Genomic DNA, 26,843 nt, shown 5'->3' with positions numbered 1-26,843 from the left:
GAAAGGGTGAATGAGGTCCCGTCTCCGGAGCTGCGGATCAGTGATCAGGATCGTGAGTCCGCACTGACCGCGCTCGGCGAGCACATGAGCGTGGGCAGGATAGACATCGACGAGTTCGGTGAGCGGTCCGCCCGGATCACCGCGGCCAAGACGCGCGGTGAACTGTCCGAGGTCTTCGTCGACCTGCCCGAACCGCATCCGGTGTTCGACGTGCCCAAGAAGGCCGTGAGCGAACCGGAGAAACCGGTGTCGCCGTTCGCGGGCATCTCGCCGATGCAGCGGGTGATGGGCGCGCTGCTGCCGATCCTCTTCATCGCCACCATCGTGTTCATCATCGGCACCGGTGCCAGCTGGTGGTTGATCGCCATCCCGATCGGGATCAGCGTCGCAGGCGAAGGTCTCTGGGGCAAAGGCTGGGAGAACGCCCACAAGAAGCTCGAGAAGCGGCGTCGACGGGAACTGGACGGCTGATCCGCCCGTAGACTCGGGACGTGAGTGCCGAGAGACCGGACATGCGGCTGAGCGACGCCGAGCGCCAAGACGCGCTCGAAGCGCTGGAAGAGCACGTCCGCACCGGCAGACTCGACCTCGACGAGTTCGGTTCGCGATCGGCCAAGGTCAGCGCCGCGCGGATGGCGAGTGAACTGGAACCGCTGTTCACGGACCTGCCCTCGCCCCGCCCCAGCGCCCTGCTCCCCTTGCCGCCGATGCCCGGCGTCGCGCAGGCGTCCGCGAAGAACGACGACCGGCCGCCGTCGAAATGGCTGGCCGCCAGCGCCGTGCCGATCGCCGCGGCGGTCGCGATCGCGGTGTTCTTCTTCACCCGCGGGACGTTCCTGGTCTTCCTGCTCCCGCTGGCGGTCGCGCTGATCATGAGCCGCCGTCGCTGAACCGGCCGGTTACCCTCGAAGGGTGGAACCGGTGGAGATCAACGCGGGCGAGTACTACCTGCGGCAACTGCGGGCGGACAAGGCACTCGACGACCGTCCGGCGCTGGTCGCGGCCTTCGCCGACCCGACGCATCGCAAGTACGTCCTGAACTACCGCCTGCGGGACCTCGCCGAGGCGACCGAGTACGTCGCGTTGCGCGCGGCGCAGTGGGCAGGCGACGAACGCTGCTCCTGGGCGGTCGCCGAGCCGACGACCGGGGATCTGCTGGGCGAGGTCGGCCTGCGGGATCTCGATCTCGACACCGGGTACGCGGAGGCGTCGGTCTGGGTGCGCGCGGCGTCGCGGGGCAAGGGGGTCGCGAGCACCGCGCTCAACGCCGCCCTGCGCTTCGGTTTCGGCGGGCTCGGCCTGCGCGAGGTCAGCTACCGCTACGAGGAGACGAACGAGGTCTCGGCCTCGGTCGCCCGCAAATGCGGGTTCACCCTGGTCGGGCCCGAGCTGGACCCGGCCCCGACCGGGGAACGCCTCATCCGCTGGCGCCGCACCGCCTGACCTGCGTTTAGCGGGCTAATCGCGACGCATTTCGTCCTCTGAATGCGGTAGTACGCGTCACGAACCACCGCATTCAGAGGACGAAATGCGTGGGTCGTCAGAAGGGGTAGGTCGGGGGTGGGTTCCGGACGGTGACCCAGCGGGTCTCGGTGAAGGCCTCGATGTTCGCCGCCGCGCCACCGAAGCGGCTTCCGGTGCCCGAAGCGGCGACGCCGCCGAAGGGGCTGTTCGCCTCGTCGCTGACGGTCTGGTCGTTGATGTGCACGATCCCGGTCGGGACGCGGTCGGCCAGCTCCAGTCCTTTGAGGACATCGCGTGTGACGATCCCCAGCGAGAGCCCGTATTCGCTCGCCGTCGCCAGGCGGACGGCCTCCTCCGCGTCGGAGAACCGCACGACCGGCGCGACCGGGCCGAAGATCTCCTCGGCGACCGCGGGCGCCGTCGGCGGCACGTCGGCGAGCACCGTCGCGGAGTAGAACAGCCGGTCGTATTCGGCGCCGGCGGCGACCCGCGCCCCCGCCGAGACGCTGGCCGTGACCAGCTCGTGGATCTTGTCCCGCTGCCCGGCGTCGATGATCGGCCCGAGCGCGACCTCGTCCCGCGCCGGGTCGCCGACCCGCAACGCGGCCGCCTTCGCCGCCAGCCGCTCGACGAAGTCGTCGTAGAGCCGCTCGTGCACCAGGTGCCGCCCGGTGGTCATGCAGATCTGGCCCTGGTGGAAGAAGGACCCGAACGCGGCGACCCCGGCGGCTTCGTCGACGTCCGCGTCGTCGAGCACGATGAGCGCGGAGTTCCCGCCCAGCTCCAGATGCGCCCGCTTCAGATGCTTTCCGGCGAGTTCGCCGACCTTGCGCCCGGCACCGGTCGACCCGGTGAACGAGATGACCCGGACCGCCGGATGCGTCACCAGCGTCTCGCCGACGTCCGCGCCGCCCGGCAGCATCTGCAGCACACCCGGCGGCAGGCCCGCTTCCTCGAAGATCCGCGCGAGCACCACGCCGCCGGTGACGGCGGTGCGCGGGTCCGGCTTCAGGATGACCGCGTTGCCCAGCGCGAGCGCCGGGGCCACCGAACGGATGCCGAGGATGATCGGCATGTTGAACGGCGAGATCACCGCCACGACACCGGCCGGGACGCGACGCGCCATCGAAAGGCGCGGTTCCTCACTCGGCAGCAGTTCGCCGTACGGACGGCCGGGCAACGCCGCCGCCTCGTAGCACTCCTGCTCCGCGACGTGCAGCGAAAAGCCCGCCACGCCCGGCACGGCGCCGACCTCGCGGACGTTCCACCAGCGGATCTCGTCGGCGTACTCGGACCACAGCCGCGCCGCCTTGCGCAGCACGGCGGCACGCTGGACGTGCGGGGTCGCCGCCCAGGCTCGCTGCGCCTCGGCCGCGGTTTCGGCCGCTTTCGCGGCGTCCTCGGCCGAGGCGATCCCGATGCTTCCCAAGACCGCGCCCGTCGCGGGCTCGGCGACCTCGCGGGTGCCGCCGGTACCGGGAACCCACGAGCCTCCGGCGAAGATCCGGTCCGTCCACGTCGACGAGTCGAGAAAAACCACTGCGCCACCTTCCAGGTCGGGGAGGGCCGACGCTATGCCAGATTCACTCGATCAGGCAACGATCCTTGCGCGCGTGGCACACCACCCGGCAGGAACGATCAACTCACCGGTTCGATGATCCCCGTCCGGGCTTCCGGCGCGGCCGAGCGCAACGCGTCGGCGGCCTCGTCGCTCGGCTGCGACTGCGACTCCCGCTCCGCGTCGACCCGCGCCGTGTACACCTCGACCTCGCGCTTCTCCTGATCCTTCGACCAGCCGAGCACTTCACCGACCAGCGTCGCGACCTGAGCCGCGCAGTCGACGCCGCGGTGCGCGTACTCGATCGAGATCCGCGTCCGGCGCGCCAAGACATCTTCCAGGTGCAGCGCGCCCTCGTGGCTGGCCGCGTAAACGACCTCGACACCGAGGTAGTCCGGAGCGTGCTCCAGCGGCTTCAACAGTTCCGGCCGTCCTTCGCCGAGCGCGAGGACCTCGTGCACCATCGAGCCGTAGCGGTCGAGCAGGTGACGGACGCGGTACGGGTGCAGTCCGTGCTCGGAAGCCAGGTGGTCGGCCTGGTTCACCAGCGCGTGGTAACCGTCGGCGCCCAGCAGCGGCACCTTGTCCGTGATGGACGACTGCGGCCTGCCGGGCAGGTCGACGGCCGCGGCGTCGACGGCGTCGGCCGCCATCACCCGGTACGTCGTGTACTTGCCGCCCGCGATCGCGACCAGTCCCGGCGCGACCCGCGCGACGGCGTGCTCACGCGAAAGCTTCGACGTCTCTTCGCTTTCCCCTGCGAGCAAAGGCCGGAGCCCCGCGTAGACCCCTTCGATGTCGTCGTGCGTCAGCGGTGTCGCGAGCACGGTGTTGACGTGTTCGAGGAGGTAGTCGATGTCGTGCTTCGTCGCGGCGGGATGCGCGAGGTCGAGGTTCCAGTCGGTGTCGGTGGTCCCGACGATCCAGTGGTTGCGCCACGGGATGACGAACAGCACGGACTTCTCGGTGCGCAGGATCATGCCCGATTCCGAGACGATCCGGTCGCGCGGGACGACGATGTGCACGCCCTTGCTCGCGCGGACGCGGAACCGGCCTCGGCCACCGGAAAGCCGTTGCAGCTCATCGGTCCACACTCCGGTGCAGTTGACCACCGCGGACGCGTGGATCTCGGTCTCGCGGCCGTCCTCGACGTCGCGCACGCGGACGCCGGAAATGCGGTCCGCCTCGCGGAGGAAACCGACCACCTGGGTGGAGGTGCGCACCACGGCGCCGTAGTGGGCGGCGGTGCGGGCGACGGTCATCGTGTGCCGCGCGTCGTCGGATTGCGCGTCGTAGTAACGGATCCCGCCGATCAACGCGGACCGCTTCAGCGCCGGGACCATCCGCAGCGCGCCCGCGCGGCTCAGGTGTTTCTGGCCGGGGACCGACCGCGCGCCGCCCATCGTGTCGTACATCAGCAGGCCGGCCGCGGTGTACGGACGCTCCCAGATCCGGTGTGTCAGCGGGTACAGGAAGCTGACCGGCTTCACCAGATGCGGCGCGATCGTCGTCAGCATCAGCTCGCGTTCACGCAGAGCTTCCCGCACCAGACCGAATTCCAGCTGTTCGAGGTAACGGAGCCCGCCGTGGAAGAGCTTGCTGGACCGGCTCGACGTGCCCGAGGCGAGGTCACGCGCTTCGACGAGGGCGACCCGAAGACCGCGCGTGGCGGCGTCGAGCGCGGTGCCCGCGCCGACCACTCCGCCACCGATGACGACGAGGTCGAACTTGTCCGCACCCAGCCGCTGCCACGACTCTTCCCGCTTGAGCGGTCCCAGCCTGGCGGGGCTGTTTTCGGCTTCGCGCTGAGAGCTTGCCACGTGACATTCCTCCTTGGTGCCGCTGTGGCTCCAGCATCGCACGATCGGCCACGACGGGTCCGTTATGCGGGTGACACGTGTGGCGTAACCCTCGTCGATCTTGAAAGGATTGCTCCCCGCGACGCCTGGAAGGAACAAATACGCGACGGTAACGTGCCACGAACGTGGGTCGGCAAGGGCGCCGTAGCACACCGTGTTCGACCCTGCGCGGAAAGTCCAAAGTGGAGGTCAGCGGTGAGTGTGGGAGCCATATTCGTCTGGGAGTTGCTGGGAACGGCGGTCCTGATCCTGTTGGGTAACGGCGTGGTCGCCAACCACGTGTTGCGGAAGAACAACGGCCACAACGGTGGCGTCGTGATGATCACCCTCGGGTGGGCGTTCGCGGTGTTCACCGGTGCCAGCATCGCCGCGCCGAGCGGCGCGCACCTCAACCCGGCGGTCACGCTGGGCCTCGCCATCGCCGACAAGATCGAATGGGGCGACGTCCCGATCTACATCGCCGGGCAGATGATCGGCGCGATCCTCGGTGCCGTCCTCTGCTGGGCCACCTACAAACTGCAGTTCGACGACCACCCCAACCGGGACGAGACGCTCGGCATCTTCTCGACCGCGCCGCAGATCCCGAACAAGACGTGGAACCTGGTCACCGAGATCATCGGCACCTTCGTGCTGGTCGCGTGGATCCTGCTCAGCCCGGTCTACGCCAACGCCTCGGGTGAGGGCGGCACGCCGAACTTCGGGAACTCCGCGCTGGGTTACGCGGGTGTAGCGTTCGTCGTGCTGGTCATCGGCCAGTCCCTCGGTGGCCCGACCGGTTACGCCATCAACCCGGCCCGAGACCTCGGCCCCCGCATCGCGTACGCGTTCCTGCTGCCCATCAAGAACAAGGCCAACCCGAACTGGGGCTACTCCTGGGTCCCGGTCGTCGGCCCGCTGGTCGGCGGTGCCCTGGCCGCCTTGCTGTTCCTCGCCGTCCACAACCTCACCTGAGACTGGAGTTTTCGATGACTTCGTACGTAGCCGCGATCGACCAGGGCACCACGTCGACCCGCTGCATGATCTTCGACCACTCCGGCCGCGTGGTCGCCGTCGACCAGCGGGAGCACGAGCAGATCTTCCCGAAGGCGGGCTGGGTCGAGCACGACGCCGAGGAGATCTGGGAGAACACGCGGGCCGTCGCGGCGGGCGCGCTCGCCAAGGGCGACCTGGTCGCCGGCGACATCGTCGCGGTCGGCATCACCAACCAGCGCGAGACCACGCTGGTGTGGGACCGCACCACCGGCAAGCCGGTGTACAACGCGATCGTCTGGCAGGACACCCGCACCGACAAGATCGTCAGCGACCTGGGCGCGCTGGGTCCTGTCTCAGGCGCCGACTGGCTTGGCTCCGGGCAGGAGCGCTACCGGGCGAAGGTGGGCCTGCCGCTGGCGACCTACTTCTCCGGACCGAAGATCAAGTGGATCCTCGACAACGTTGACGGCGCCCGCGCGCGGGCCGAAGCGGGCGACCTGATCTTCGGCAACATGGACACCTGGGTGCTGTGGAACATGACCGGCGGGGTCGACGGCGGCGTGCACGTCACCGACCCGACCAACGCGTCGCGGACCATGCTGATGGACCTCGACACGCTGGCCTGGGACGCCGAGATCGCCGAAGAGATGACGATCCCGCTGTCGATGCTGCCGGAGATCCGGTCGTCCTCGGAGACCTACGGCAAGGTCCGCGAGAAGGGCGCGCTGGCCGGGGTCCCGATCTCGGGCATCCTGGGCGACCAGCAGGCGGCGACCTTCGGGCAGGCGTGCCTTTCGCCGGGTGAAGCGAAGAACACCTACGGCACCGGCAACTTCATGCTGCTCAACACGGGCACCGAGAAGGTCATGTCGGACAACGGCCTGCTCACCACGGTCTGCTACAAGATCGGCTCGAACGACACGGTGTACGCGCTCGAAGGGTCGATCGCGGTCACCGGTTCGCTCGTGCAGTGGCTGCGGGACAACCTCGGCCTGATCGGCTCCGCGGCCGAGGTCGAGCAGCACGCCCGCACCGTCGAGGACAACGGTGGCGCGTACTTCGTGCCGGCGTTCTCGGGCCTCTTCGCGCCGTACTGGCGCTCCGACGCCCGCGGCGCGATCGTCGGCCTCACCCGGTTCGTCAACAAGGGACACATCTCGCGGGCGGTCCTGGAGGCGACGGCGTTCCAGTCGCGCGAGGTGATCGACGCGATGAACGCCGACTCCGGTGTCCCGCTGAAGTCGTTGAAGGTCGACGGCGGCATGGTCGTCAACGAGCTGCTCATGCAGTTCCAGGCCGACATCCTCGGCGTGCCCGTGATCCGCCCGGTGGTCAACGAGACCACCGCGCTGGGCGCGGCCTACGCGGCCGGTCTCGCGGTGGGTTTCTGGAAGAGCGAGGACGACATCCGCAACAACTGGGCGCAGGACAAGCAGTGGGACCCGTCGATGGACGAGGCCCGCCGCGAATCCGAGTACCGCAACTGGAAGAAGGCCGTCACGAAGACCTTCGACTGGGTCGAGGGCGAAGACTGACAGAAGTACATGAAGGTCCCCTTGCTTGCGCTGGACGCAAGCAAGGGGGCCTTCATGTACTTAGGAGCGGCTAGCCGAAAGCGCCGCCGCCGGTCTGCGGCGCACCGGCGGGCTTGACCTTCACCTGCGGTGTCTTGCCCGGCGACGTGCCACCCGGCGACGGCGGCGTCCCGCACGGCTTCGTCATCGCCGCCGGGGCGGCGTTGCCCGCTTTCGACGACGGCGCACCGCTGCTGGGCGGTGGGCTGCTGGACGGGGGTTGGCTGCTCGACGGCGGCTTACTCGAAGACGACGGCGGTTTGCTCGAAGACGGCGGCGTGCTCGACGGCGGTGTCGTCGGCGGCAGGCAGACGATTTCGAACTCGACGGTCGCCGTCCCGCTTGCGGCGGGCAGGTTCGGTCCGCCGTCGCAGTGGAAACTCGCCTTGTACTTGCCGACGCTGCTCGCGGCCTTCCCGTGCCCGATGTACGGCGCCTGGTTTCCCGACCCCGACTGGACTTCGAGCGTGACCGGACCGGTCAGGCCCGTCGACGTCACCGCGGTCCGTGTTCCGTAGCAGCTGGCGGTGAACTCCAGCGTCTGCCCGGGCGCGACCTGCGCCGGACTGACCCAGAGCTTCGGCGGCGGCGCGGTCGCCGATGCCTGTGGGGCGAGGAACACCCCAGCCGTCATCGCGAGCAGACCCGCGCCCGCGACGATTCCCTTGATTCCCATGATCTTTCTCCCTCAGTGCGAGCCCTCGCATCAGGAACACCCTCGGGACGGGTAATCGGTTGCCTTGAAGAACAAAAAACTCGTGAGTGGCAAGGACGGTTCTATCAAGCCGTCATGGCGAAGGTGTCCGGTCAGGTGCCAAGTCCGTGGGGGGGTGGGTGGGGGGTGGAGTCCCCGAAGTGTTGCGAAAGTGGCTTTCGCAACACCCGAGGTCGGCGTGCGGACGAGCGAATGAACACGCCACCTTTGCCTTACCCCTCAATAACCGTCATTGCCACTCACGAGAAAGCGCCCCCGCCGGTCTGCGGCGCCCCCACCGGAATCTTCGAAACCTGACGCCCCACGCCAGGCCTGACCGGAACCGCCGAAGATCCCGGCGGCACGGGTTTACTCGACGAGACAGAAGGGTTCGGCGGTTTGCTCGATGAAGACGAAGGCGGGACGGCCGCCACTTCGAGATTGATCGTCACCGTCTTCGTCTTGCAGACCGCCGTGACCGCGTAGAAGCCGGGGCGCGCCTTGTCGTCGATATGCGCGACGGCGCCTTGGATCACCGGATTCTCCGAAGTGACTTCGAACTTCCCGACGCGGTCCAGCACCATCGACTTCACCTCGCCGAGATCGGCGACGGGACAGCCGACGGAGACCAGGACGTCCTCGCCAGCCTTCGACTTCGCCGGTGAAACCGCGACGAACGGGTACTGCATCGGCGGCGGGGCGGGAGAAGAGGTGGGCGAGGTCGAGACGTCCTGCGCGTACGCGACCGTCGGCGCGGCCAGTACCGCTCCACACGCCACCACCAGGACGGACCGGTGCCTGATCATGGACCTCACCTCGCGATCAGCCGAGCGAAAACGATGATGTTGTCGAGATAGTTGTGCGACGCCTTGTCGAAGACCCCGCCGCAGGTGATGAGCCGCAGTTCCGGCTCGGTGGTGTCGCCGTAGACGGCATCGGTGGGGAACTTGTCCTTCGCCACCCGCTCGACCTTCGTGACAGCGAACTCGGCTGTCGTGCCGTCCTTGCGAGCGATCGAGACCTTGTCGCCGGGCGCCAGCTCCTTCAGCCGGAAGAAGATGCCCTTCTGCTTGTTCCCGTCCACGTGCCCGAGGATCACCGAAGGCCCGACTTCCCCCGGGGTCGGCCCGTTCTTGTACCAGCCCGCCTGCATCGGCTGGGTCACCGGCGGCACCTCGACGGTGTTGTCCGCGTTGAGCCCGAGCGGGACCAGGCTGGACTTCGCCTCGATCTTCGGCACGTCGATCGAGACGGGATCGGCCTTCGGCATGCCCTCGCCGACGGCCCCTCCGTCGGCGGGCGCGCCCTGCTCCGCCGACGGCGTCTCCGGCCGGCTCGTCACCCCCTGCGGCGCGGCCTGGCCGGTTTCCCCCGGACCGGACAGCACGAACGCCAGCGTCGCCAGAACGGCCAGCAGGACGACGGCGAGCGCCAGCAGCGCCTGTCGTCCTCGTATCCATGTCGACTTCATGTCCACCCCTCTGCGGAAGCGGGACGAGCCGGTCCCGGCCCCCAGACCGGGACCGGCTCGTCGTAACCCCCACGCCTGCCTTACGCCACGCGTGATCTGACGGTTGCCCGCCCAGATCACGAAATGATCGCGATCCTCAAGCCGTCACCGAGCGACGACGGTACGCCGCGAACCCGACACCGCCCGCGACCAGCGCGAGACCGCCCCGACCGCGGCGAGGACGGTGAGAGCCGCCGAAGTGACCCACCCGACGAAAAACCGCCCCCGGACCGAAGTCCGAGGGCGGTTCCGAAACGCGAAATTCAGGACGCCATACTGCCGTCGCCCGCGTGGGCGGAACCGGACGGCACCGCGCTCACCTGCCGGGCGGGCACAGTAAACGTTGCCGTATAAGGCTTTCCGTTGCAGTTGACGGTCAGCGGGTAGTTCCCCGGCGCGGTGTCCTTCTTGAGCTCGACCTCGGCGCTGACGTTCGCCGGGACACCGATGAGCGGGCCGTAGTCGTACTTCCCGATGCTCAGCACCGGCGAAGAGAACGTCGTCGACATCGGCGCTTTCAGACCCTCGCCGCCCGGACATTGCGCCAGCGCCACATTCGAGTCGCCGTGCACGTACTTGTTGACGAGACCGAGATCATAGGCCGTGTCGTCGTTGAGCTGGACCGTGACACCGCCCGGATCGGGTTGCTGGGGTTGCTGAGCGAGACCGGTCGCCGGACCCGCCAGCAACGCCGCACCGATCGTCACCACTCCGACGACACTCCTGCGAACCCTGCGAACCACGAAAACCCCTAGCTGTCACCGAAACACCGACACGCGCTAGACGCGGGCACCCCCGCGAGGGTTGCTTCCCGGCGGAGATCAGTCCAAGTCGTCGTGGCGCATCAGCTGACGGCCCGCTTCGGTGATCGAACCCGAAAGCGACGGGTACACCGAAAATGTCAGTGCCAGATGTTCCACTGTGAGCTGGTTCTGGACGGCGAGCGCGATGGGAAGGATGAGTTCGCTCGCCGTCGGCGCCACGACCACACCGCCGACGACCACGCCGGTGGCGGGGCGGCAGAACAGCTTCACGAAACCGCGTCGCAGACCTTCCATCTTCGCGCGGGCGTTCGTCGCTAGCGGGAGCATGATGGTGCGGGCGGGCACCTCACCCGAGTCGATCGCCTGCTGGCTGATGCCGACGGTCGCGATCTCGGGGTGGGTGAACACGTTGGCGGCGACGGTCTTGAGCTTGATCGGCGCGACACCCTCGCCGAGCGCGTGCCACATCGCGATGCGGCCCTGCATGCTGGCCACGGAGGCGAGCATGAGCACCCCGGTGCAGTCACCGGCGGCGTAGATCCCGGGCGCGCTGGTGCGGGAAACGCGGTCGACGCCGATGAAGCCGCCGGGGCCGGGCTCGATGCCGACCTTCTCCAAGCCGATGTCGGTGGTGTTGGGCACCGACCCGACGGTCATCAGCGCGTGGCTGGCTTCGATCACGCGGCCGTCGGCGAGGTGGATCTCGACGCCCTTTTCGGTCCGTACGACCTTGTCGGCGCGGGCCTGCTTGGCGACCGTGGTGCCGCGCTGCGAGAAGACCTCTTCGAGCACCGCGGCGGCGTCGGCGTCCTCGTGCGGGAGCACGCGATCACGGCTGGAGACGACGGTGACCTTGACGCCCATCTCGGTGTAGGCCGAGGCGAATTCGGCGCCGGTGACACCCGAACCGATGACGGCCAGGTGCTCGGGCAGCTCGCGCAGGTCGTAGAGCTGACGCCAGTCGAGGATGCGCTCGCCGTCCGGCACCGCGCCGGGCAGCACGCGCGGGGTGGCGCCGGTGGAGATGAGGACGACGTCGGCGTCGAGCACCTCGGTCGAGCCGTCGTGCAGGGTGACGGCGACCTTGTGCGTGGCGAGCCCGGCCTCTTCGTCGTCGAACCGTGCCTGGCCGATGACGACGCGGACGCCCTCGCGCTGGACGCGCGCGCGGATGTCGGCGGACTGCGCGAGCGCGAGGCCCTTCACGCGGCCGTGGACGGTCGGCAGGTCGACACTGGTGTCGGCCATGTCGGTGTTGATGCCGAGCTCGCGCAGGTCGTGCATGTTCGCGAGCGCGCCGGAGGAGGCGATGAACGTCTTCGAGGGGACGCAGTCGTAGAGCACGCACGCGCCGCCGAGACCGTCGCGTTCGACGATGGTGACGTCGGCTCCGTGCTGGGCCGCGACCAGTGCCGCTTCGTAACCGGCGGGGCCTCCGCCCATGATCACGATCTTGGTCACTGGTCTCCTCCTCGCAGCGGTGTCTGTGACTGCGTTTACCGTACGCGGGCGACCGCTGGGCGGATTGAGTGGCCGGACACGGCATGTACGTCCAGCCGGGTGACCGACGGGTCGCTACGCTGTCACCGTGCCGTTGTATGCCGCTTATGGATCCAATATGGAGCCCGCCCAGATGCTGGAGCGCGCTCCGCACTCCCCCATGGCCGGCACCGGCTGGCTGGAGGGCTGGAGGCTGACCTTCGGCGGCGAAGACCTCGGCTGGGAAGGCGCGCTGGCGACCATCGTCGAAGACCCGGGCTCCCGGGTCTTCGTCGTGCTGTACGACGTCACCTCGCTGGACGAACCCAACCTCGACCGCTGGGAAGGCGGCGAGATGGGCATCCACTCCAAGATCCGGCTCCGCGTGCAGACCATGGACGGCTCCGTCCTGGCGTGGCTGTACGTCCTGGACGCCTACGAGGGCGGTCTCCCTTCGGCGCGCTATCTCGGCGTTCTGGCCGACGCGGCCGAGACCGCCGGGGCGCCCGCGGACTACGTCGACGCGCTCCGCACCCGCCCCTGCCAGGGCATCTCCGGCTGATCACGCGTGTCGTCGGTCTGATCACACGTGTCGTCCGTCTGATCACACGTGTCGTCCATCTGATCACGCGACCGCGCGCATTCCGAACGCTTTGGCCAGCTCGGCCAGCACACGCCGGGGATCACGGAGGTCCGCCGCCGAGGCCCGGATCGTGACCCATCCTCGTCCGGCCATCCGCGCGTCCCGCTCGGCGTCGTAGCCGTGACGCTCCTCGTGGGAAGCGAAGCCGTCGTACTCCAGAGCGATCCGCCGCGACGGCCACGCCAGGTCGAGGACGTACAGCTTGCGTCCCTCGATCGTGGTGATCTCGTACTGGACCTCCGGCACCGGGAATCCCGCCTCGACCACGATCAACCGGAGGATGCTTTCCGGCGGGGATTCCGCCTTGCCGGTCGCCAGGTCGAGCAACAGGAGTGCCCTGTGGATACCTCGCTGGTCGCGACGGTCGGCGAGGCGGTCCCGGACGTTCTCCCGCAGGACCCGGACATGATCCGGCGCGAGTCCGTGCATGGCCTCGTCCAGTGCGGCGAACGCGGTCCGCTTGTCCCCGTCGCAGAGAAAGTCGGCCAGCGCCAGATCCAACGAGAACGTGGCGAGGCCGTCGAGCTCGACGACATCCGAAGGCCGGAAATCGGCCTGGTGGACAGTCAGCCCCGGCTTCGACTTGATCCGGCGCGAGTAAGGGACCGTCACATGGACTCTTGACTCGTCCACGGCCGAGATCCCATGCAGCGCAAGGGATGTAGCTCCTGACACAGCGACAGGCCTGCCCACCACGAGCAGGGCGGCCTGAGCCCGCGTGGTCAGTTTGAGCGCGTCGGCGGCGTGGATGACCACGCCTCGCCAAGGCTGGGCGAGGACACCGGTGGCCAGTCCTTCAAGGACCATCCGGCGCCCCAGAACCCTGTCGGCCTCACTACGCGAGACCGCCCCATGTCGTCCTCCCCAGTCGATCATGCCTTCGAGGATCCCTGATCCAGGACGCCGAGAAGACCTCTCGTCCACAACCTGTGGACAACTCCTGGGGTTGTGGATAACCCTGTGGACAGGTGTTCGACACCGATGGTGGCGAACACCTGTCCACAGGTGGACGACACGCGTGATCAGATGGACGACACGCGTGATTGGGTGGACGTCAGGCCAGGGTGGCCAGGGCGGTGTGGACCAGGGTGCGGACCCCGCACAGGAGCGAACGCTCGTCGAGGGTGAAGGTCGGGCGGTGGATGTCGGCCATCGGGCCTTCACCCGGCCACACGCCGAGACGCGCGAAGGCGCCCTGGACGTGCTCCAGGTACCACCCGAAGTCTTCACCACCGGACGACTGTTCGGTCCCGGCGACGGCGTCCTCGCCCAGCGCGGCTTCGACACCGGCCCGCATCAACGCGTGCGACTCCGGGTCGGAGACGACCGGCGGCACGCCGCGGCGGTAGTCGAGGGAGAACCCGACGCCGGTCGGCGCCAGCAGCGACTCCACCGAAGACGCGACGAGCGGCTCCAGCATCGTCCAGACCTCGTGGTCCGCGGTCCGGAGCGTGCCCCGCAGCACGCCGTCCTGCGGGACGGCGTTCGCGGCCTGCCCGGCGTGCACCGCGCCCCAGACCAGCACGGTCCCGGATCGCGGGTCGACGCGCCGCGAAAGGACCGCGGGCAGCGACGTGATCACCGTGCCGAGCGCGTGCACCAGGTCCGCGGTCAGATGCGGCCGCGAGGTGTGCCCGCCCGGCGAGGTGAGCCGCAGCTCGATGAGGTCGGCGGCCGAGGTGAGCGCGCCTTCGCGCAGGCCCACCTTGCCGACCTCGAGCCGCGGGTCGCAGTGCAGCCCGTAGATCCGCTCGACGCCTTCCATCGCGCCGGCGGCGATCATGTCCAGCGCGCCGCCGGGCATGACCTCCTCGGCGGGCTGGAAGATCAGCCGCACGCGTCCGGGCAGCTCCGGCGCACCGGCCAGCGCCCGGGCGGCGCCCAGGAGGATCGCGGTGTGCGCGTCGTGCCCGCACATGTGCGCGGCGCCGTCGGTCTTGGAGGCGTACGGGAGTCCGGTGGCCTCGGTCAGGGGCAGGGCGTCCATGTCCGCGCGGAGCGCGACACAGCGGTCACCGCTGCCGATGTCGCAGACCACGCCGGTGCCCGAAGGGAGCACCCATGGTTTGAGCCCCACCGAGCGGAGCAGGGACATGACCATTTCGGTCGTGGCGAACTCGTGACGGGAGAGCTCCGGGTGCGCGTGGATGTGCCGACGCCACGCGAGGACGTCGGTGGCGTTCGCGCGGAGCCAGTCGTCGAGCCAGAAAGGGCCGCGCCCGGCGCCCAGGTCTTGCACAGGTGCCATGCTGACGCCGGCCTCGGAAATCAGCGCGGTGGACGCCTCCATAGGGGCAACGACGCGACCCTCGGGGTCGCCTGGAATGTCCGGTCGTGAGTCGAGCACGGTCACGCCGCACCTCCTCCCGCAACACTGTTGCCTTCGTCTACCACCGTACGGGTGGTCGCTGAAGGCACGCTGGGTGCCGTTCGATCTGTGATACGCATTTGCGATAGATCGTGCACCATGCAGATGACAAGCCGCTCGTCGAGTGATCGAGCCGGAGATGGCCGGTAGTGGATCTGCGATGAACGGCTGCGAGGAGTTCGGCCCGGGCTAAGCGGAGAGTCCTTCTACTTACCGGTAGCGGTTCAGGACTTCTTTTTCTTGGAGCGGGTGCGACGGCCGAGGATCACCAAGCCGAGCAGGATCGCCGCGGCGATGCCCGCGATGACCTTGTTCTTGGTCTCCTGGCTGTTGGCCTTGTCGGTCTCGGCGGGGTCCAGCACCGGCCCCGGCGGAGGCTGCCGCAGCGCGTCGTGCACCGCTCCTGCCTGCATGATCACCGGCGCGGGCGCCTGGATCTCAACGGCCTGCGCGGCGGGCGCGCAGACGACCAGCCCGGCGGCGACCAGCCCGGCCAGCTGCGCGAGGCGAGACCTTTTCGGCATGACTCCCTTTCGTCGGCAGTCCGTTCGTCGACAGAATGCGCCTTAGATTCTGCACTCTGCCGGGTTCCCGCGTCAGCCGCCACGCGGAGGACCGGAAAACGCCTCCAGAATCCGTTGGGCGGCGAGCGTCGGGGTCAGTTCACCGTCCCGGACCGCCCGTTCGACGTCCGGTACGACCGCTCGCACGTCCGGATGCGCCGCGAGGCGCCCGAGCAGCTGTTCGCGGACCATCGACCAGGTCCACTCGACCTGTTGCCGCCGTCGCCGTCCGTCGAGTTCGCCGGACGCGGTCAGCACGTCGCGGTGACGGCCGATTTCGGCCCACACCTCGTCGAGCCCGACGTCGGTGAGCGCGCTGCAGGTCAGTACCGGCGGGGTCCACTCGGCGTCGCGTCCGTAGATCATCCGCAGCGCGCCGGACAGTTCGCGGGCCGCGCGCTTGGCGTCGCGTTCGTGGTCACCGTCGGCCTTGTTGACCGCGATGACGTCGGCGAGTTCGAGGACGCCCTTCTTGATGCCCTGCAGCTGGTCGCCGGTGCGGGCCAGGGTCAGGAACAGGAAGCAGTCGACCATGTTCGCCACGGTCACCTCGGACTGCCCGACGCCGACCGTCTCGACCAGCACGATGTCGTACCCGGCCGCTTCCATCAGCACGATCGTTTCGCGGGTCGCGCGCGCGACGCCGCCGAGCGTGCCCGAAGTCGGCGAAGGGCGGATGAACGCCTTCGGGTCCACCGCGAGCCGCGCCATCCGGGTCTTGTCGCCCAGGATCGAGCCGCCGGTCTTCGTCGACGACGGGTCGACGGCCAGCACGGCGACCTTGTGCCCGGCTTCGGTCAGATCCGTGCCGAGCTGGTCGATGAAGGTCGACTTGCCGACACCGGGGACGCCGGTGATGCCGACCCGCCGCGCGCCGCCCGCGTGCGGGAGCAGCTCGACCAGCAGTTCCTGCGCCTGCGCCCGGTGGTCCTCGCGGTTGGACTCGACGAGCGTGATCGCCCGCGACAGCAGGCCGCGGTCACCCGCGAGGACGCCCTTGGCCAGCGCCCCGACGTCGATCTTGCGCGGCAAGGTCAGGACTCCTGTGCGGTCAGCTGCCCGATCAGGTCGATCGCGGCGTCGGCGATGACCGTGCCGGGGCCGAAGATCGCCGCCGCGCCCGCCGCGCGCAGTTCCTCGTAGTCCTGCGGCGGGATGACGCCGCCGACCACGACGATGATGTCCTCGCGGCCCTGGTCGGCCAGCTCGGAACGCAGCGCGGGGACCAGCGAGAGGTGCCCGGCGGCCAGCGACGAGACACCGATGACGTGCACGTCCGCCTCGATCGCCTGCCGCGCGACCTCGCCGGGGGTGGAGAACAGCGGGCCGACGTCGACGTCGAACCCGATGTCGGCGAAGCCGGTCGCGATCACCTTCTGGCCGCGGTCGTGGCCGTCCTGGCCCATCTTCGCGACCAGGATCCGGGGACGGCGGCCTTCCTCCTCGGCGAACTTCTCGACCAGCTCGCGCGCCTGCTCGACGTTCTCGGCCTTGCCGACCTCCTCGCGGTACACACCGGAGATCGTACGAATCTGACCGGAGTGGCGCCCCCAGATCTTCTCCAGCGAGTCGGAGATCTCGCCGACCGTGGCCTTCGCCCTGGCGGCGTCGATGGCCAGCGCGAGCAGGTTGCCGTCCGCCTGGGCGCCCGCCGTGAGCCTGCGCAGCGCGTCCTGCGTCGCGTCCTCGTCGCGCTCTTCGCGCAGCCGTCGCAGCTTCTCCAGCTGCTGGGCGCGCACGCCCGCGTTGTCGACCTTGAGCACGTCGATCTGCTCGTCGTCGGTGACCTGGTACTTGTTGACGCCGATCACCGGCTGACGGCCGGAGTCGATCCGCGCCTGGGTCCGCGCGGCGGCCTCCTCGATGCGCAGCTTCGGGATGCCGGCGTCGATCGCCTTCGCCATCCCGCCCGCCTGCTCGACCTCGCTGATGTGGCCCCACGCCTTGCGCGCGAGGTCGTAGGTCAGCTTCTCGACGAACGCGCTGCCGCCCCACGGGTCGATGACGCGCGTGGTGCCGGATTCCTGCTGGAGCAGCAGCTGGGTGTTCCGCGCGATGCGGGCGGAGAAGTCCGTCGGCAGCGCGAGCGCCTCGTCGAGGGCGTTGGTGTGCAGCGACTGCGTGTGGCCCTGGGTCGCCGCCATCGCCTCGACACAGGTGCGGACGACGTTGTTGTAGACGTCCTGCGCGGTCAGCGACCAGCCCGAGGTCTGCGAGTGCGTCCGCAGCGACAGGGACTTCGACGACTTGGGCTCGAAGCCCTTCACCAGTTTCGCCCACAGGAGCCTGGCCGCGCGGAGTTTCGCGACCTCCATGAAGAAGTTCATCCCGATCGCCCAGAAGAAGGACAGGCGCGGCGCGAACTTGTCGACGTCCAGCCCGGCCTCGACCCCGGCGCGGATGTACTCGACGCCGTCCGCGAGCGTGTACGCCAGCTCCAGGTCGGCGGTCGCCCCGGCTTCCTGCATGTGGTAGCCGGAGATGGAGATCGAGTTGTACTTCGGCATGTTCCGCGAGGTGAACGAGAAGATGTCCGAAATGATCCGCATCGACGGCTGCGGCGGGTAGATGTAGGTGTTGCGGACCATGAACTCCTTGAGGATGTCGTTCTGGATGGTCCCGGCCAGTTTGTCCGGCGACACACCCTGTTCCTCGGCCGCGACGACGTACAGCGCGAGCACCGGCAGGACGGCGCCGTTCATGGTCATCGACACGCTCATCTTGTCGAGCGGGATGCCGTCGAAGAGCTGGCGCATGTCGTAGATCGAGTCGATCGCGACGCCCGCCATGCCGACGTCGCCGGCGACGCGCGGGTGGTCGGAGTCGTAGCCGCGGTGCGTCGCGAGGTCGAAGGCGACCGAGAGGCCCTTCTGCCCGGCGGCGAGGTTGCGGCGGTAGAAGGCGTTCGACTCCTCGGCGGTGGAGAAACCCGCGTACTGGCGGATGGTCCACGGCTGGTTGACGTACATCGTCGGGTACGGGCCGCGCAGATAGGGCGCGACGCCGGGATAGGTCCCGAGGAAGTCCACTCCGGACAGATCGTCGGCGGTGTAGACCGGTTTGACGCCGATGCCCTCCGGCGTCTCCCACGCGAGCGCATCGGGGCCCTTGCCTGTGGCGGCGTGCAACGCTTCGGTCCACTGAGGACGGTCGGCGGGCTCGGGGCCGCCGAGTTCGACACCGGCGAAGTTCGGGATGGTCATCACTGCACTCCGAGCTCGTTCAACGTGCCGGTCAGGACTTCGAGGGCGTCGCAGCCCGTGAAGAGGTAGCCCGTGACGTCCGGGTGGTCGCCGGGCTTTCCGGCGAGAAGGACGGACGTCGCACCAGCTTCCTTCAACGCCTTCGCGACGCTGTCCGCTTCCTCCGCGTAGGAGGTGTTGCTTCCGCAGAGGCAGGCGATCTTCGTCCCGCTGGCCCGGAACTCCGCGACGACGGCTGGGATGTCCTTGAGGGCGCCGGGGTTCACGGCCTCGATCCCGCCCGCCTGGAACAGGTTCGCCGCGAAGCTCGCCCGCCCGGTGTGCGCCGCGACGGGGCCGAGCGTGGCGAGGAAGACGCGGGGACGGCTGGGGTGCGCGTCCGCCCGGTCCCGCAGGGCCTCGAACGCCTCCGCGTACCGGTACCGCGGCAGCCCGCCGCCTGGCGGGTCCTCGACGGGATCGCGGACGACCGCTTTTTCGGTCAGGTTGGGGAATTCGCTGACGCCGGTGATCGGATCGCGTCGCGTCCCGATCCGCTTCGACCGCTTCTCCCAGGTTTCGGCGAGGCGTCCGGCGAGCGCGCCCGAAGCCAGTTCGGCCTCGATCCCGCCCGCCGCCTCGATCGCGGTGAACTCCCGCCACGCGGCCTGGGCCAGGTCCTCGGTGAGGTTCTCGACGTACCAGGAGCCGCCCGCCGGGTCGATGACACCGGCCAGTTTGGACTCCTCCAGCAGGACGGCGTGCGTGTTGCGCGCGATCCGGGCGGAGAACGCGTCCGGCTGGCCGATCGCGGCGTCGAACGGGAGCACGGTGATCGCGTCCGCGCCGCCGACCCCGGCGCCGAAACAGGCGAGCGTGGTCCGCAGCATGTTCACCCACGGGTCGCGCTGGGTCAGCATCGCGGGCGAGGTGACCGCGTGCTGCCGCATCCCCGCGCCCTTCCCGCCCGAAACTTCGGTGACCCGGGCCCACAGCCGCCGCGCGGCGCGGAACTTGGCGATCGTGAGGAACTGGTCGGCCGTGGCGGCGAGCCGGAACTCGAGCTGCGCGGCCGCGGTGTCGACGTCCAGCCCCGCTTCGGTGAGCGCCCGCAGATACGCGACGCCCGCCGCGATGGTGGCGCCGAGCTCCTGCGCGTCCGAGCCGCCCGCCTCGTGGAACGGCAGGCCGTCGGCGACGATCGTCCGCACCTTCGGGTGACTCTTCGCGACCCGGGCCGCCAGCCGCGCGGCGGGTTCGACGGGATGCGCCGTGCCGGTGCGCGCGGTCAGTCCGATCGGGTCGGCGCCGAGGGTCGCGGTGACCGCGCTCGCCGGGATCTCGCGTTCGGCGAAGAGCGTGAACAACTCGTTCGCGGCGGCTTCGTACTCTTCGCCCGCGTCGAGGGTGACGGGCGCCAGGTCGACGTAGACCTCGTTCAGCGCGTCGCCCAGTTGAGCGACGGGGACCCCGTTCGCGCCGGCGCGCAGCCAGATCGAGCTGACGCCGCCTTCGAGGTCGGCGAGGATCGCGGTGTTGGTGACTTTGGCGTCGCGGCGCGCGTACCGGGCACGGATGTCCCAGCCCGTCGTCACCGAGCCCTCGGGCCGGGCGCTTCGCACGAACGGGGGAAGTCCGGGGAAACCCGTTCCCTCGACCGTGTCTTCGGCGGTGTAGAGCGGCTGGATCTCCAGGCCGTCATAGGTCCGGGTGACCAGCTTGCTTTCGGGCAGGCCGTCGAAGTCCTCCCCGATCGCGCCGCTCTTGCGCAGCACGCCGGCGACGAGCTCCCGCCACTGTTCCCGGCTCGCTTCGGGGAACTCGGCCGCGAGCTTCAGCTCCTCGGGCGCGTCGGGCTCGCCAGGGGTCCGCACTGACTCCGTCTCGGCCACTTCCGTCATAACCACCGATGCTAACGGCCCGCAACTGCCCCCACCTGTGACGCTAGTCGCGCCTGAAGAGTGACGGCGCATAGGGCCGTCACGGGGGCATACGCCACAATTGGGCCGTGCCGTCCGACACCACCGAGTCCCCCGAGAGCCCCGGCGAAGAGAAGCGTGTCGTCGCCGGGCGATATCGGTTGCGCTCGGTGATCGGCTCCGGATCGATGGGCACGGTCTGGTCGGCCTACGACGAGTTCCTGCACCGCCCGGTCGCGGTCAAAGAGGTGCGGATGCCGCCCGGCGTCCCGACCTCGCAGGCCGACGAACTGCGCGAACGGACCCTGCGCGAAGCCCGCGCGATCGCCGTTCTGAGTCACCCGAACGTGATCATCCTGCACGACGTCGCCCGCGAGAACGACGAACCCTTCGTCGTCATGGAACTGCTGCCGTCGCGCAGCCTCGCGCACATCCTGCGCGACCACGGGCCGCTGACGGTCGAGCAGGCGGCGGCCGTCGGCATCGCGGTGGCGTCCGCGCTCGAAGCCGCGCACGCCGCCGGAATCACCCACCGTGACGTCAAACCGGGGAACGTCCTGGTCGCCGGGGACGGCCGGATCAAGCTCACCGACTTCGGCATCGCGCGCAACGTCTCCGAAGCCACCATGACCCGCACCGGGATGATGCTGGGCTCCCCCGCCTACATCGCGCCCGAAGTCGCCTCGGGCGGCGCGGTCGTGCCCGCCGCCGACCTGTGGGGGCTCGGCGCGACGCTGTTCGCCGCCATCGAGGGCTCGCCGCCCTACGACGCCGACGGCGACCCGCTCGAAACGGTCGGCAAGGTCGTCAACGGGAAGGTGCCGAAGCCCGGCCCCGGTCCGCTGGCCGACGTCATCGGCGCGCTCATGAAGAAGGAGCCGTCGAAGCGGATCACCCTGCGCGAGGTGCGGCGCCGCCTGTACCCGTTGCAGGCCAAGACGCTGATCGACCTCTTCCCCGCCGAGCTGTTCCACACGCCCGACGGCAAGAAGACCACCGCGCACCTGGACGCGACCGACACCCAGGTGATCAAGCCGGTCGCGCCGGAGAAGCCGGGCGAGGGCACGAGTTCCGAACTCGCTGCCGACCCCGGTCCGCTGCCGTTCCTGAACCAGGCCGCCGCGGCACCCGCGCCGCCCGCCGAACTCCCGCCGATGCCGACCGTCGTCCCGCTGCCGCCCCGTCCGCCGGGCCGGTCCGTGGCGGCGACCGTGCTGCTGGCGCTCGCGTCGGTGATCGTCTTCCTGCTGGCGGCGGGCGGCGGATTCGTGCTGGCCAGGACGGTCGGCGGCCAGGATCTGCGGCCACCGGAAAAGCTGCAGCAGGGCGACACGATCGTCACGCAGCCGCCGCCCAAGCTGGTCACACAGCAGGGTGACGCCAGCACGGTGAACGGCATCAAGGGCGGCCGGTTCACCATCGGCGTGCCGGAAGGCTGGCAGAAGTTCGTCGCGCCGCACGTCACCAGGGGTGTGCCGAGCACCGTGGTCCAGTACGTCTCACCCGACGGCCGCCAGGTCATCCGGATCGAGCGGCTGAGTGGCTTCCTGTCCGACAGCCCGCCGCCCGCCTACTTCAGCTGGCTGAAGTCGCAGCATCCGGACATCGACCTCATCAACGATCCGTCCGTCGTACCCGGCCGGGGCGACACCAGCATGCGGTACACCTACCGGACGTCCGAGCGCGGCGCCGCGACCAGGGAAACCACGAACGACACCGCGCGGCGCACGACGTTCATGGACCTGTTCAGCGGGGGCACGGATCTGTGGATCTTCTCGGTGACCTCGCCGATCGAGCAGGAGAGTTCGGCGAGGACCGCGGTCTTCGAGCCCGTCGCGCTCTCACTGATCGTCGACGGCTAGCCGCGCGAGTCGACCGCCTGGTAGTCGTGTCACGACCGGCACGACCTTGATCAACGGAGGATCGGGGACCGTGAGTGTCCCTGATCCTCCGTTGATCAAGGTCCGAGGCCGGGCATCCCTCGCACAGGCCATGCCCAGGTTCTGGTGACGCGGTTTCTGTGACTGCAGTGACCGACGGGATACGCGAGACGTCGGTGCGGGTGTCGTGAGTGAAAAGTGTCGTTAGAACGACCCAAAACACTCACGACCCCTTCAGCCCTCCTCGACGGCTAGCCGCGCGAAGTACGCCTTCGACGCGCGCTGCTGCGCCAGCCTGCGAAGCACCGAAAGCAGCCTGTCGCCGAGAACGGTCTCGACGACGGCGATCTCGATGATCCGCTCCAGCGAGTCGACCCCGGCGATGCCTTCGAGGTCCAGGTCGGCGGTCCGGTCGGCGATCTCGGCGTAGGCGTCGAGTTTGTCGAGGTACCAGCCGTGCCCGACCTCCCGGATCGCGCACAGGACGCCGACGAGGGCCTGGATGACCAGGTCGTCCTCGTCCTTGCAGGGCCAGTCGCGTCGCTCGGCCAGCTCCCGGACCGTGGCGAGTGCCCATTCCCGGCTCTCGTCGTCGACGACCTGACGGGAGCTCGTGATCCCCTCTTGCGCGAGGCCCAGGATCCGGTGCGGACTGGTCTTCCCCTCGTCGACCGCGGCGAGCACCTCGCCGACCGTCGCGAGCGAGAGGCCGCCGACGTCCATCAGCGCCCTGATCAGCTTGATCCGCTGGACGTGCCCGTCGCCGTATTTCGCCTGGTTGGGGCTGGTCCGCTCACCTGGCGGGAGCAGCCCTTCCCGCAGGTAGTACTTGATCGTGGCGACCGGGACCCCGGCCTTCTCGCTCAGCTCCGCCATCCGCACGCGTGGCAACTCCGATCTCGGGGACGGTTCCAGGGTCATCCCTGAAGACTTCTCAGGATGGATAGTTTAGCTTCCCATAACGGAGAGCTTGACTATCCATTCAGGGAGGGACCCATGACCATCTTGACCGATCTCCGTGACAGAACCCGCACCTGGCACCGCGGTTCACTTCGCTGCGCCCAGGCCTTCGCCGTGATCACCGTGCTGTGTGTCCTGGCCATGCTGATCGATCAGCGGACGCTGGGCGGCGCGCCGATCTGGGCGAAACCGTTCAAATTCGCCGTCTCCGGCGCGCTGTACTTCTTCACCTGGAGCTGGCTCGTCTCACTGCTGCCGAAGTTCCGGCGGACCGCGGGCTGGCTCGCGAACGGGCTCGTCGTGCTCTTCGCCGCCGAGTACGTGCTGATGGTCTTCCAGGCCGTCCGTGTCCGAGCGAGCCACTTCAACTACGAAACCCCGCTGGACTACGTGATCTTCCAGGTCATGGGCGGGATGGTCGCGACGCTGTGGCTGATCAACCTCGCCCTCACCGTCGGCGTGATGTTCACCAGGCTCCCCGACCGCGCGACGACGTGGGCGGCCAGGATCGGCGCGATCCTGGGCGTGATCGGGCTTTCGGTGGCGACGCTGATGAGCGGACCGACCCCGGATCAGCAGGCCGCGCTCGCCGCGACCGGCCAGTCCGCGATGATCGGCGCGCATACGGTCGGCCTCCCCGACGGCGGCCCCGGCCTGCCGATCCTCGGCTGGAGCACGGTCGGTGGCGACCTGCGGATCCCGCATTTCATCGGGCTGCACGGCCTTCAGGCGCTTCCGCTGATCGCGCTGGCCCTCGGCCTGCTGGCCACGCGCTATCCGCGGCTTCGCGACGGCGTCCTGCGGCTGCGCCTGGTCGTGATCGCCGGCATCGGCTACGCGGGCCTTCTCGCGCTGCTCACCTGGCAGGCTCTGCGCGGCCAGTCGATCGTCGCCCCCGACGGCTCCACCCTGACGGCCTTCGCCCTGCTCGTCGCGGGCGTCGCCTTTAGCGGGCTAATCGCGATCGGGCGGCCGTCGAAGGACCGGGAGCTGGAGGTCTCCGTCCGATGAGCGTCGAGACCCTCTTCACCTGGACCTTCCCGCTGGCGACGCCGTTCTGGCTGCTGATGATCTTCCTGCCGGGCTGGTCGTGGACCCGCCGGATCATGTCCTCGCCGTGGGTGCCGCTGCTGCCGCTGATCCCGTACTTCGTGCTCGCCATCGCGCACCTCGGCGAGCTCTGGACGGCGGTCAGCAGGCCGGACCTCGGCGTGCTCAGCGCGTTCACCGGCACGCCGTACGGGGCGGCCACGATCTGGGCCCACCTGATCGCCTTCGATCTGTTCATCGCCAGGTGGATGTACCTCGAGTCCCGCGAACACCGGATCCATCCGCTGGTGACGGGCCCGATCCTGGCGCTCACGATCTTCCTGTCCCCGATCGGACTGGTGGCGTTCCTGCTCGTGCGAACTGTCCGGATACGCTCGTCGCATGAGTGAGAACGAGGTCGCGGCGGCCGCCGCCATCGCCGAACGCACCGGCGTCGAGAAGCACGACATCGCCGTCGTGCTCGGTTCGGGCTGGCGCCCGGCGGCAGACGTCATCGGGGAGCCCGAGGCGGAGATCCCGCTGGGCGAACTGCCCGGATTCGTCGCGCCGGGCGCGGTCGGGCACGGGGGAACCGCCCGTTCGGTCCGCGTCGGCGAGAAGCGCGCGCTGATCATGCTGGGCCGCACGCATTTCTACGAGGGCAAGGGCATCGACCCGGTCGTGCACAACGTGCGCACCGCCGCTGCGGCGGGCGCGAGCACCGTGCTGCTGACCAACGCGGCCGGTGGCCTGCGCGAGGGCTTCCGGGTCGGGCAGCCGGTGCTGATCTCCGACCACCTGAACCTGACCGCGCGCTCGCCGATCGTCGGCGCGAACTTCGTCGACCTGACGGACCTCTACTCGAAGCGGCTGCGCGACCTCGCGCGCGAGATCGACCCGTCGCTGGAAGAGGGCGTCTACGCGGGACTCACCGGGCCGCATTTCGAGACCCCGGCGGAGATCCACATGCTGCGGACGCTCGGCGCCGACCTCGTCGGCATGTCGACGGTGCTGGAGGCCATCGCCGCCCGCGCCGCCGGGGTCGAGGTGTTCGGGCTTTCGCTGGTGACCAACCTGGCGGCCGGGATGACCGGGGAACCGCTGAACCACGAAGAGGTCCTCGAAGCGGGCCGCCAGTCCGCCACCCGCATGGGCACCCTCCTGAAGGAACTCGTCACCCGCGCCTGAGCTTGAAGTACATGAAAGCCCCCTTGCTTGCGCCTGGCGCAAGGAAGGGGGCCTTCATGTACTTCTCAGCCCGCGAATTCGGGAAGCCGCCGGGCGACCTCCGCGGGCGACGGCATCGCGGCGACCTCCTCGGCGAGTTTCCGCGCCGCGCCGCGGACGGCGTCGCCGGTGAGCAGTTCGCGCGCCCGCTCGTGAATGGCGTCCGCGGTGGCGTCGCCCCCGATCAACTGCGCGCCCACCCCCGCAGTGACGACGGCCTCGGCGTTCGTGAACTGGTCCGCCCCCTGCGGAAGCACCAGCTGCGGCAGCCCGGCGCCGAACGCGCCCAGCGTCGTCCCGCTCCCACCGTGGTGGACCACGAGGTCGACATGCGGCAGGAGATCGGCCTGCGGCACCCACGCCTCGACACGGACATTGCCGGGGACGTCGCCCAGCCCCGCCGGATCCACCGTCGGACCGGCCGCGACGACGACGTCCGCGTCGATCCGCGCCAGGCCGCCGATGGCCCGCTTGAGCACGTCTTCGTCACCGAACGCGGTGCCGAGGGTGAGGTAGATCAGCGGACGGCTCTTGTCTCGTCCGGCCACGCCCGCCGGGAGATCTCCGGGCTCGGACCAGCCGACGGGTCGCAACGGGATCCTGTTCGCGCCCGCCAGGAAGTCCGGCGACTGCACCGATTCCGGGCAGATGTCGACGACCGGATCGCCGAACGACTGAAGGTCCACGCCCGCGAAACCGACCTCCGCCGCGTAGTCCGCGAGGCGGCCGTTGATGACGTCGATGATCTCGCCCGGCGAGAACCGGCCGAAACCGTGCCCGATCGCGGGGATGCCGGCCAGCCGGGCGGCGATGGCGCCGCCGGCGTTGCCGCTCTCGTACACGACGAGATCCGGCCGGTGCCGCTCGAACAACGGCGTGAGATCGGCGACGAACCGCCTCGGCAGCACATTTCCGAACACTTCCCCGATAACGGGATAGAACGATTCGGGCGGAGCGTCGGCGGCGCTGGGCCGGGCGTCGGGGCCGAGGATCGTGGCGAACGCCTCGCGCTGCCCGAATCCGGCGGTTTCCACGGCCAGACCGGCTTTTTCGACGACCGGCAGCATCTCGTCACCGGTGGCGAACAGGACTTCGTGCCCGGCGTCGCGAGCGGCGACGGCGAGCGGTAGTAGGGGATAGAGATGACCATGACTCACCAGAGAAGTGAAGATCAATCGCACCCTTTCCAACGTACCCG

The 26,843-nt window shown here is 69.2% G+C and carries 25 protein-coding genes; 10 read left to right on the top strand and 15 right to left on the bottom strand.

Going from position 1 to position 26,843, the window contains the following annotated elements; genetic code table 11:
- The first annotated feature begins 6 nt into the window (after positions 1-6).
- The 3 genes from B0293_RS12595 to B0293_RS12585 are packed head-to-tail and all read left to right on the top strand — an operon-like array spanning position 7 to position 1,443.
- On the top strand, positions 7-471 hold the full coding sequence (locus B0293_RS12595) for a DUF1707 SHOCT-like domain-containing protein (protein WP_005167714.1): 465 nt from the start codon (positions 7-9) through the stop codon (positions 469-471).
- A gap of 41 nt (positions 472-512) precedes the next feature.
- Positions 513-890 (top strand): DUF1707 SHOCT-like domain-containing protein, encoded by a 378-nt coding sequence (locus B0293_RS12590; protein ID WP_005167716.1) that lies wholly within the window; start codon positions 513-515, stop codon positions 888-890.
- Positions 891-912: 22 nt separating this feature from the next.
- Positions 913-1,443 (top strand): GNAT family N-acetyltransferase, encoded by a 531-nt coding sequence (locus B0293_RS12585; protein WP_085939780.1) that lies wholly within the window; start codon positions 913-915, stop codon positions 1,441-1,443.
- A gap of 97 nt (positions 1,444-1,540) precedes the next feature.
- Here the strand turns inward: B0293_RS12585 and B0293_RS12580 are convergent, their stop codons facing one another.
- Together B0293_RS12580 and B0293_RS12575 are read right to left on the bottom strand one after the other, a co-directional pair.
- The gene (locus B0293_RS12580) at positions 1,541-3,004 is read right to left on the bottom strand and encodes a benzaldehyde dehydrogenase (protein WP_005167722.1); all 1,464 of its coding nucleotides are present in this window, start codon (positions 3,002-3,004) and stop codon (positions 1,541-1,543) included.
- Positions 3,005-3,102: 98 nt separating this feature from the next.
- The gene (locus B0293_RS12575) at positions 3,103-4,842 is read right to left on the bottom strand and encodes a glycerol-3-phosphate dehydrogenase/oxidase (RefSeq protein WP_005167724.1); all 1,740 of its coding nucleotides are present in this window, start codon (positions 4,840-4,842) and stop codon (positions 3,103-3,105) included.
- Positions 4,843-5,076: 234 nt separating this feature from the next.
- Between B0293_RS12575 and B0293_RS12570 the strand changes: the two genes are divergently transcribed.
- Together B0293_RS12570 and glpK are read left to right on the top strand one after the other, a co-directional pair.
- Entirely contained in the window at positions 5,077-5,832 is a 756-nt protein-coding gene (locus B0293_RS12570; RefSeq protein WP_005167725.1) for an MIP/aquaporin family protein, read from the top strand.
- Between the two features lie 14 nt (positions 5,833-5,846).
- Positions 5,847-7,388 carry a glycerol kinase GlpK gene (gene glpK / locus B0293_RS12565; RefSeq protein ID WP_005167726.1) on the top strand — a complete coding sequence of 514 codons (1,542 nt, stop codon included), beginning with the start codon at positions 5,847-5,849 and terminating at the stop codon, positions 7,386-7,388.
- Positions 7,389-7,458: 70 nt separating this feature from the next.
- On the opposite strand, the gene B0293_RS43040 is transcribed toward glpK, so the two are convergent.
- The 5 genes from B0293_RS43040 to B0293_RS12540 form a co-directional block, all read right to left on the bottom strand.
- Positions 7,459-8,103: a hypothetical protein gene (locus B0293_RS43040; protein WP_005167729.1), complete on the bottom strand. Its 645-nt coding sequence runs from the start codon at positions 8,101-8,103 to the stop codon at positions 7,459-7,461.
- 278 nt (positions 8,104-8,381) lie between these two features.
- Positions 8,382-8,927 (bottom strand): hypothetical protein, encoded by a 546-nt coding sequence (locus B0293_RS12555; RefSeq protein WP_005167731.1) that lies wholly within the window; start codon positions 8,925-8,927, stop codon positions 8,382-8,384.
- A gap of 5 nt (positions 8,928-8,932) precedes the next feature.
- Positions 8,933-9,592 (bottom strand): class F sortase, encoded by a 660-nt coding sequence (locus B0293_RS12550; RefSeq protein ID WP_005167733.1) that lies wholly within the window; start codon positions 9,590-9,592, stop codon positions 8,933-8,935.
- Between the two features lie 302 nt (positions 9,593-9,894).
- Complete coding sequence (locus B0293_RS12545) at positions 9,895-10,341, bottom strand: hypothetical protein (protein ID WP_005165466.1); 447 nt, start codon at positions 10,339-10,341, stop codon at positions 9,895-9,897.
- 111 nt (positions 10,342-10,452) lie between these two features.
- Positions 10,453-11,856 carry an NAD(P)H-quinone dehydrogenase gene (locus B0293_RS12540; protein ID WP_005165467.1) on the bottom strand — a complete coding sequence of 468 codons (1,404 nt, stop codon included), beginning with the start codon at positions 11,854-11,856 and terminating at the stop codon, positions 10,453-10,455.
- 127 nt (positions 11,857-11,983) lie between these two features.
- Here B0293_RS12540 and B0293_RS12535 point away from each other — a divergent pair, with 127 nt between their 5' ends.
- Positions 11,984-12,436 carry a gamma-glutamylcyclotransferase gene (locus tag B0293_RS12535; RefSeq protein WP_209437347.1) on the top strand — a complete coding sequence of 151 codons (453 nt, stop codon included), beginning with the start codon at positions 11,984-11,986 and terminating at the stop codon, positions 12,434-12,436.
- A 63-nt stretch (positions 12,437-12,499) separates the two neighbouring features.
- On the opposite strand, the gene B0293_RS12530 is transcribed toward B0293_RS12535, so the two are convergent.
- The 6 genes from B0293_RS12530 to B0293_RS12505 all read right to left on the bottom strand — a co-directional run bounded on the left by B0293_RS12530 (position 12,500) and on the right by B0293_RS12505 (position 20,531).
- Positions 12,500-13,324: an endonuclease domain-containing protein gene (locus B0293_RS12530; RefSeq protein ID WP_245192085.1), complete on the bottom strand. Its 825-nt coding sequence runs from the start codon at positions 13,322-13,324 to the stop codon at positions 12,500-12,502.
- A 247-nt stretch (positions 13,325-13,571) separates the two neighbouring features.
- The gene (locus B0293_RS12525; protein ID WP_005165470.1) at positions 13,572-14,870 is read right to left on the bottom strand and encodes an amidohydrolase; all 1,299 of its coding nucleotides are present in this window, start codon (positions 14,868-14,870) and stop codon (positions 13,572-13,574) included.
- Between the two features lie 239 nt (positions 14,871-15,109).
- Positions 15,110-15,409 (bottom strand): hypothetical protein, encoded by a 300-nt coding sequence (locus B0293_RS12520; RefSeq protein WP_005165471.1) that lies wholly within the window; start codon positions 15,407-15,409, stop codon positions 15,110-15,112.
- A gap of 72 nt (positions 15,410-15,481) precedes the next feature.
- The gene (gene meaB, locus B0293_RS12515; protein ID WP_005165472.1) at positions 15,482-16,480 is read right to left on the bottom strand and encodes a methylmalonyl Co-A mutase-associated GTPase MeaB; all 999 of its coding nucleotides are present in this window, start codon (positions 16,478-16,480) and stop codon (positions 15,482-15,484) included.
- Between the two features lie 2 nt (positions 16,481-16,482).
- Entirely contained in the window at positions 16,483-18,651 is a 2,169-nt protein-coding gene (scpA, locus tag B0293_RS12510) for a methylmalonyl-CoA mutase (protein ID WP_039919419.1), read from the bottom strand.
- Positions 18,651-20,531, bottom strand: a complete 1,881-nt coding sequence (locus B0293_RS12505) for a methylmalonyl-CoA mutase family protein (RefSeq protein ID WP_052014581.1) — start codon at positions 20,529-20,531, stop codon at positions 18,651-18,653. The genes scpA and B0293_RS12505 overlap by 1 nt, the downstream gene beginning before the upstream one ends.
- A 107-nt stretch (positions 20,532-20,638) precedes the next feature.
- On the opposite strand from B0293_RS12505, the gene B0293_RS12500 reads away from it, so the two are divergent.
- Positions 20,639-22,411, top strand: a complete 1,773-nt coding sequence (locus B0293_RS12500; protein ID WP_005165477.1) for a serine/threonine-protein kinase — start codon at positions 20,639-20,641, stop codon at positions 22,409-22,411.
- Positions 22,412-22,663: 252 nt separating this feature from the next.
- Here B0293_RS12500 and B0293_RS12495 read toward each other — a convergent pair whose 3' ends face one another.
- Positions 22,664-23,350 (bottom strand): MerR family transcriptional regulator, encoded by a 687-nt coding sequence (locus B0293_RS12495; RefSeq protein ID WP_077241299.1) that lies wholly within the window; start codon positions 23,348-23,350, stop codon positions 22,664-22,666.
- A 75-nt stretch (positions 23,351-23,425) separates the two neighbouring features.
- Here B0293_RS12495 and B0293_RS12490 point away from each other — a divergent pair, with 75 nt between their 5' ends.
- From B0293_RS12490 to B0293_RS12480, 3 genes are read left to right on the top strand one after another with little or no spacing between them, the layout of a single operon-like run.
- Positions 23,426-24,400, top strand: coding sequence for a hypothetical protein (locus B0293_RS12490; RefSeq protein ID WP_005165482.1), 975 nt, complete (start codon positions 23,426-23,428; stop codon positions 24,398-24,400).
- A complete protein-coding gene (locus B0293_RS12485) occupies positions 24,397-24,828 on the top strand; it encodes an ABA4-like family protein (RefSeq protein WP_005165484.1) in 432 nt (143 codons plus the stop codon). The genes B0293_RS12490 and B0293_RS12485 overlap by 4 nt, the downstream gene beginning before the upstream one ends.
- Positions 24,821-25,606, top strand: a complete 786-nt coding sequence (locus tag B0293_RS12480) for a purine-nucleoside phosphorylase (RefSeq protein WP_005165486.1) — start codon at positions 24,821-24,823, stop codon at positions 25,604-25,606. The genes B0293_RS12485 and B0293_RS12480 overlap by 8 nt, the downstream gene beginning before the upstream one ends.
- A gap of 65 nt (positions 25,607-25,671) precedes the next feature.
- Here B0293_RS12480 and B0293_RS12475 read toward each other — a convergent pair whose 3' ends face one another.
- The gene (locus B0293_RS12475) at positions 25,672-26,826 is read right to left on the bottom strand and encodes a glycosyltransferase (protein WP_005165489.1); all 1,155 of its coding nucleotides are present in this window, start codon (positions 26,824-26,826) and stop codon (positions 25,672-25,674) included.
- Positions 26,827-26,843: the final 17 nt, after the last annotated feature.

This window comes from Amycolatopsis azurea DSM 43854 (assembly GCF_001995215.1).
Lineage (GTDB): Bacteria > Actinomycetota > Actinomycetes > Mycobacteriales > Pseudonocardiaceae > Amycolatopsis > Amycolatopsis azurea.
Note: the sequence above shows the minus strand (reverse complement) of the source record. Positions and strands in the feature narration are given on the sequence as shown.

Coding starts and splice junctions, on each gene's coding strand:
- scpA (WP_039919419.1), bottom strand. CDS start 18,651: ATGACCATCCCGAACTTCGCCGGTGTCGAACTCGGCGGCCCCGAGCCC.
- B0293_RS12530 (WP_245192085.1), bottom strand. CDS start 13,324: ATGGTCCTTGAAGGACTGGCCACCGGTGTCCTCGCCCAGCCTTGGCGA.
- glpK (WP_005167726.1), top strand. CDS start 5,847: ATGACTTCGTACGTAGCCGCGATCGACCAGGGCACCACGTCGACCCGC.
- B0293_RS12555 (WP_005167731.1), bottom strand. CDS start 8,927: ATGATCAGGCACCGGTCCGTCCTGGTGGTGGCGTGTGGAGCGGTACTG.
- B0293_RS12590 (WP_005167716.1), top strand. CDS start 513: ATGCGGCTGAGCGACGCCGAGCGCCAAGACGCGCTCGAAGCGCTGGAA.
- B0293_RS12520 (WP_005165471.1), bottom strand. CDS start 15,409: ATGCCGAAAAGGTCTCGCCTCGCGCAGCTGGCCGGGCTGGTCGCCGCC.
- B0293_RS43040 (WP_005167729.1), bottom strand. CDS start 8,103: ATGGGAATCAAGGGAATCGTCGCGGGCGCGGGTCTGCTCGCGATGACG.
- B0293_RS12505 (WP_052014581.1), bottom strand. CDS start 20,531: ATGACGGAAGTGGCCGAGACGGAGTCAGTGCGGACCCCTGGCGAGCCC.
- B0293_RS12490 (WP_005165482.1), top strand. CDS start 23,426: ATGACCATCTTGACCGATCTCCGTGACAGAACCCGCACCTGGCACCGC.
- B0293_RS12485 (WP_005165484.1), top strand. CDS start 24,397: ATGAGCGTCGAGACCCTCTTCACCTGGACCTTCCCGCTGGCGACGCCG.
- B0293_RS12550 (WP_005167733.1), bottom strand. CDS start 9,592: ATGAAGTCGACATGGATACGAGGACGACAGGCGCTGCTGGCGCTCGCC.
- B0293_RS12495 (WP_077241299.1), bottom strand. CDS start 23,350: ATGACCCTGGAACCGTCCCCGAGATCGGAGTTGCCACGCGTGCGGATG.
- B0293_RS12480 (WP_005165486.1), top strand. CDS start 24,821: ATGAGTGAGAACGAGGTCGCGGCGGCCGCCGCCATCGCCGAACGCACC.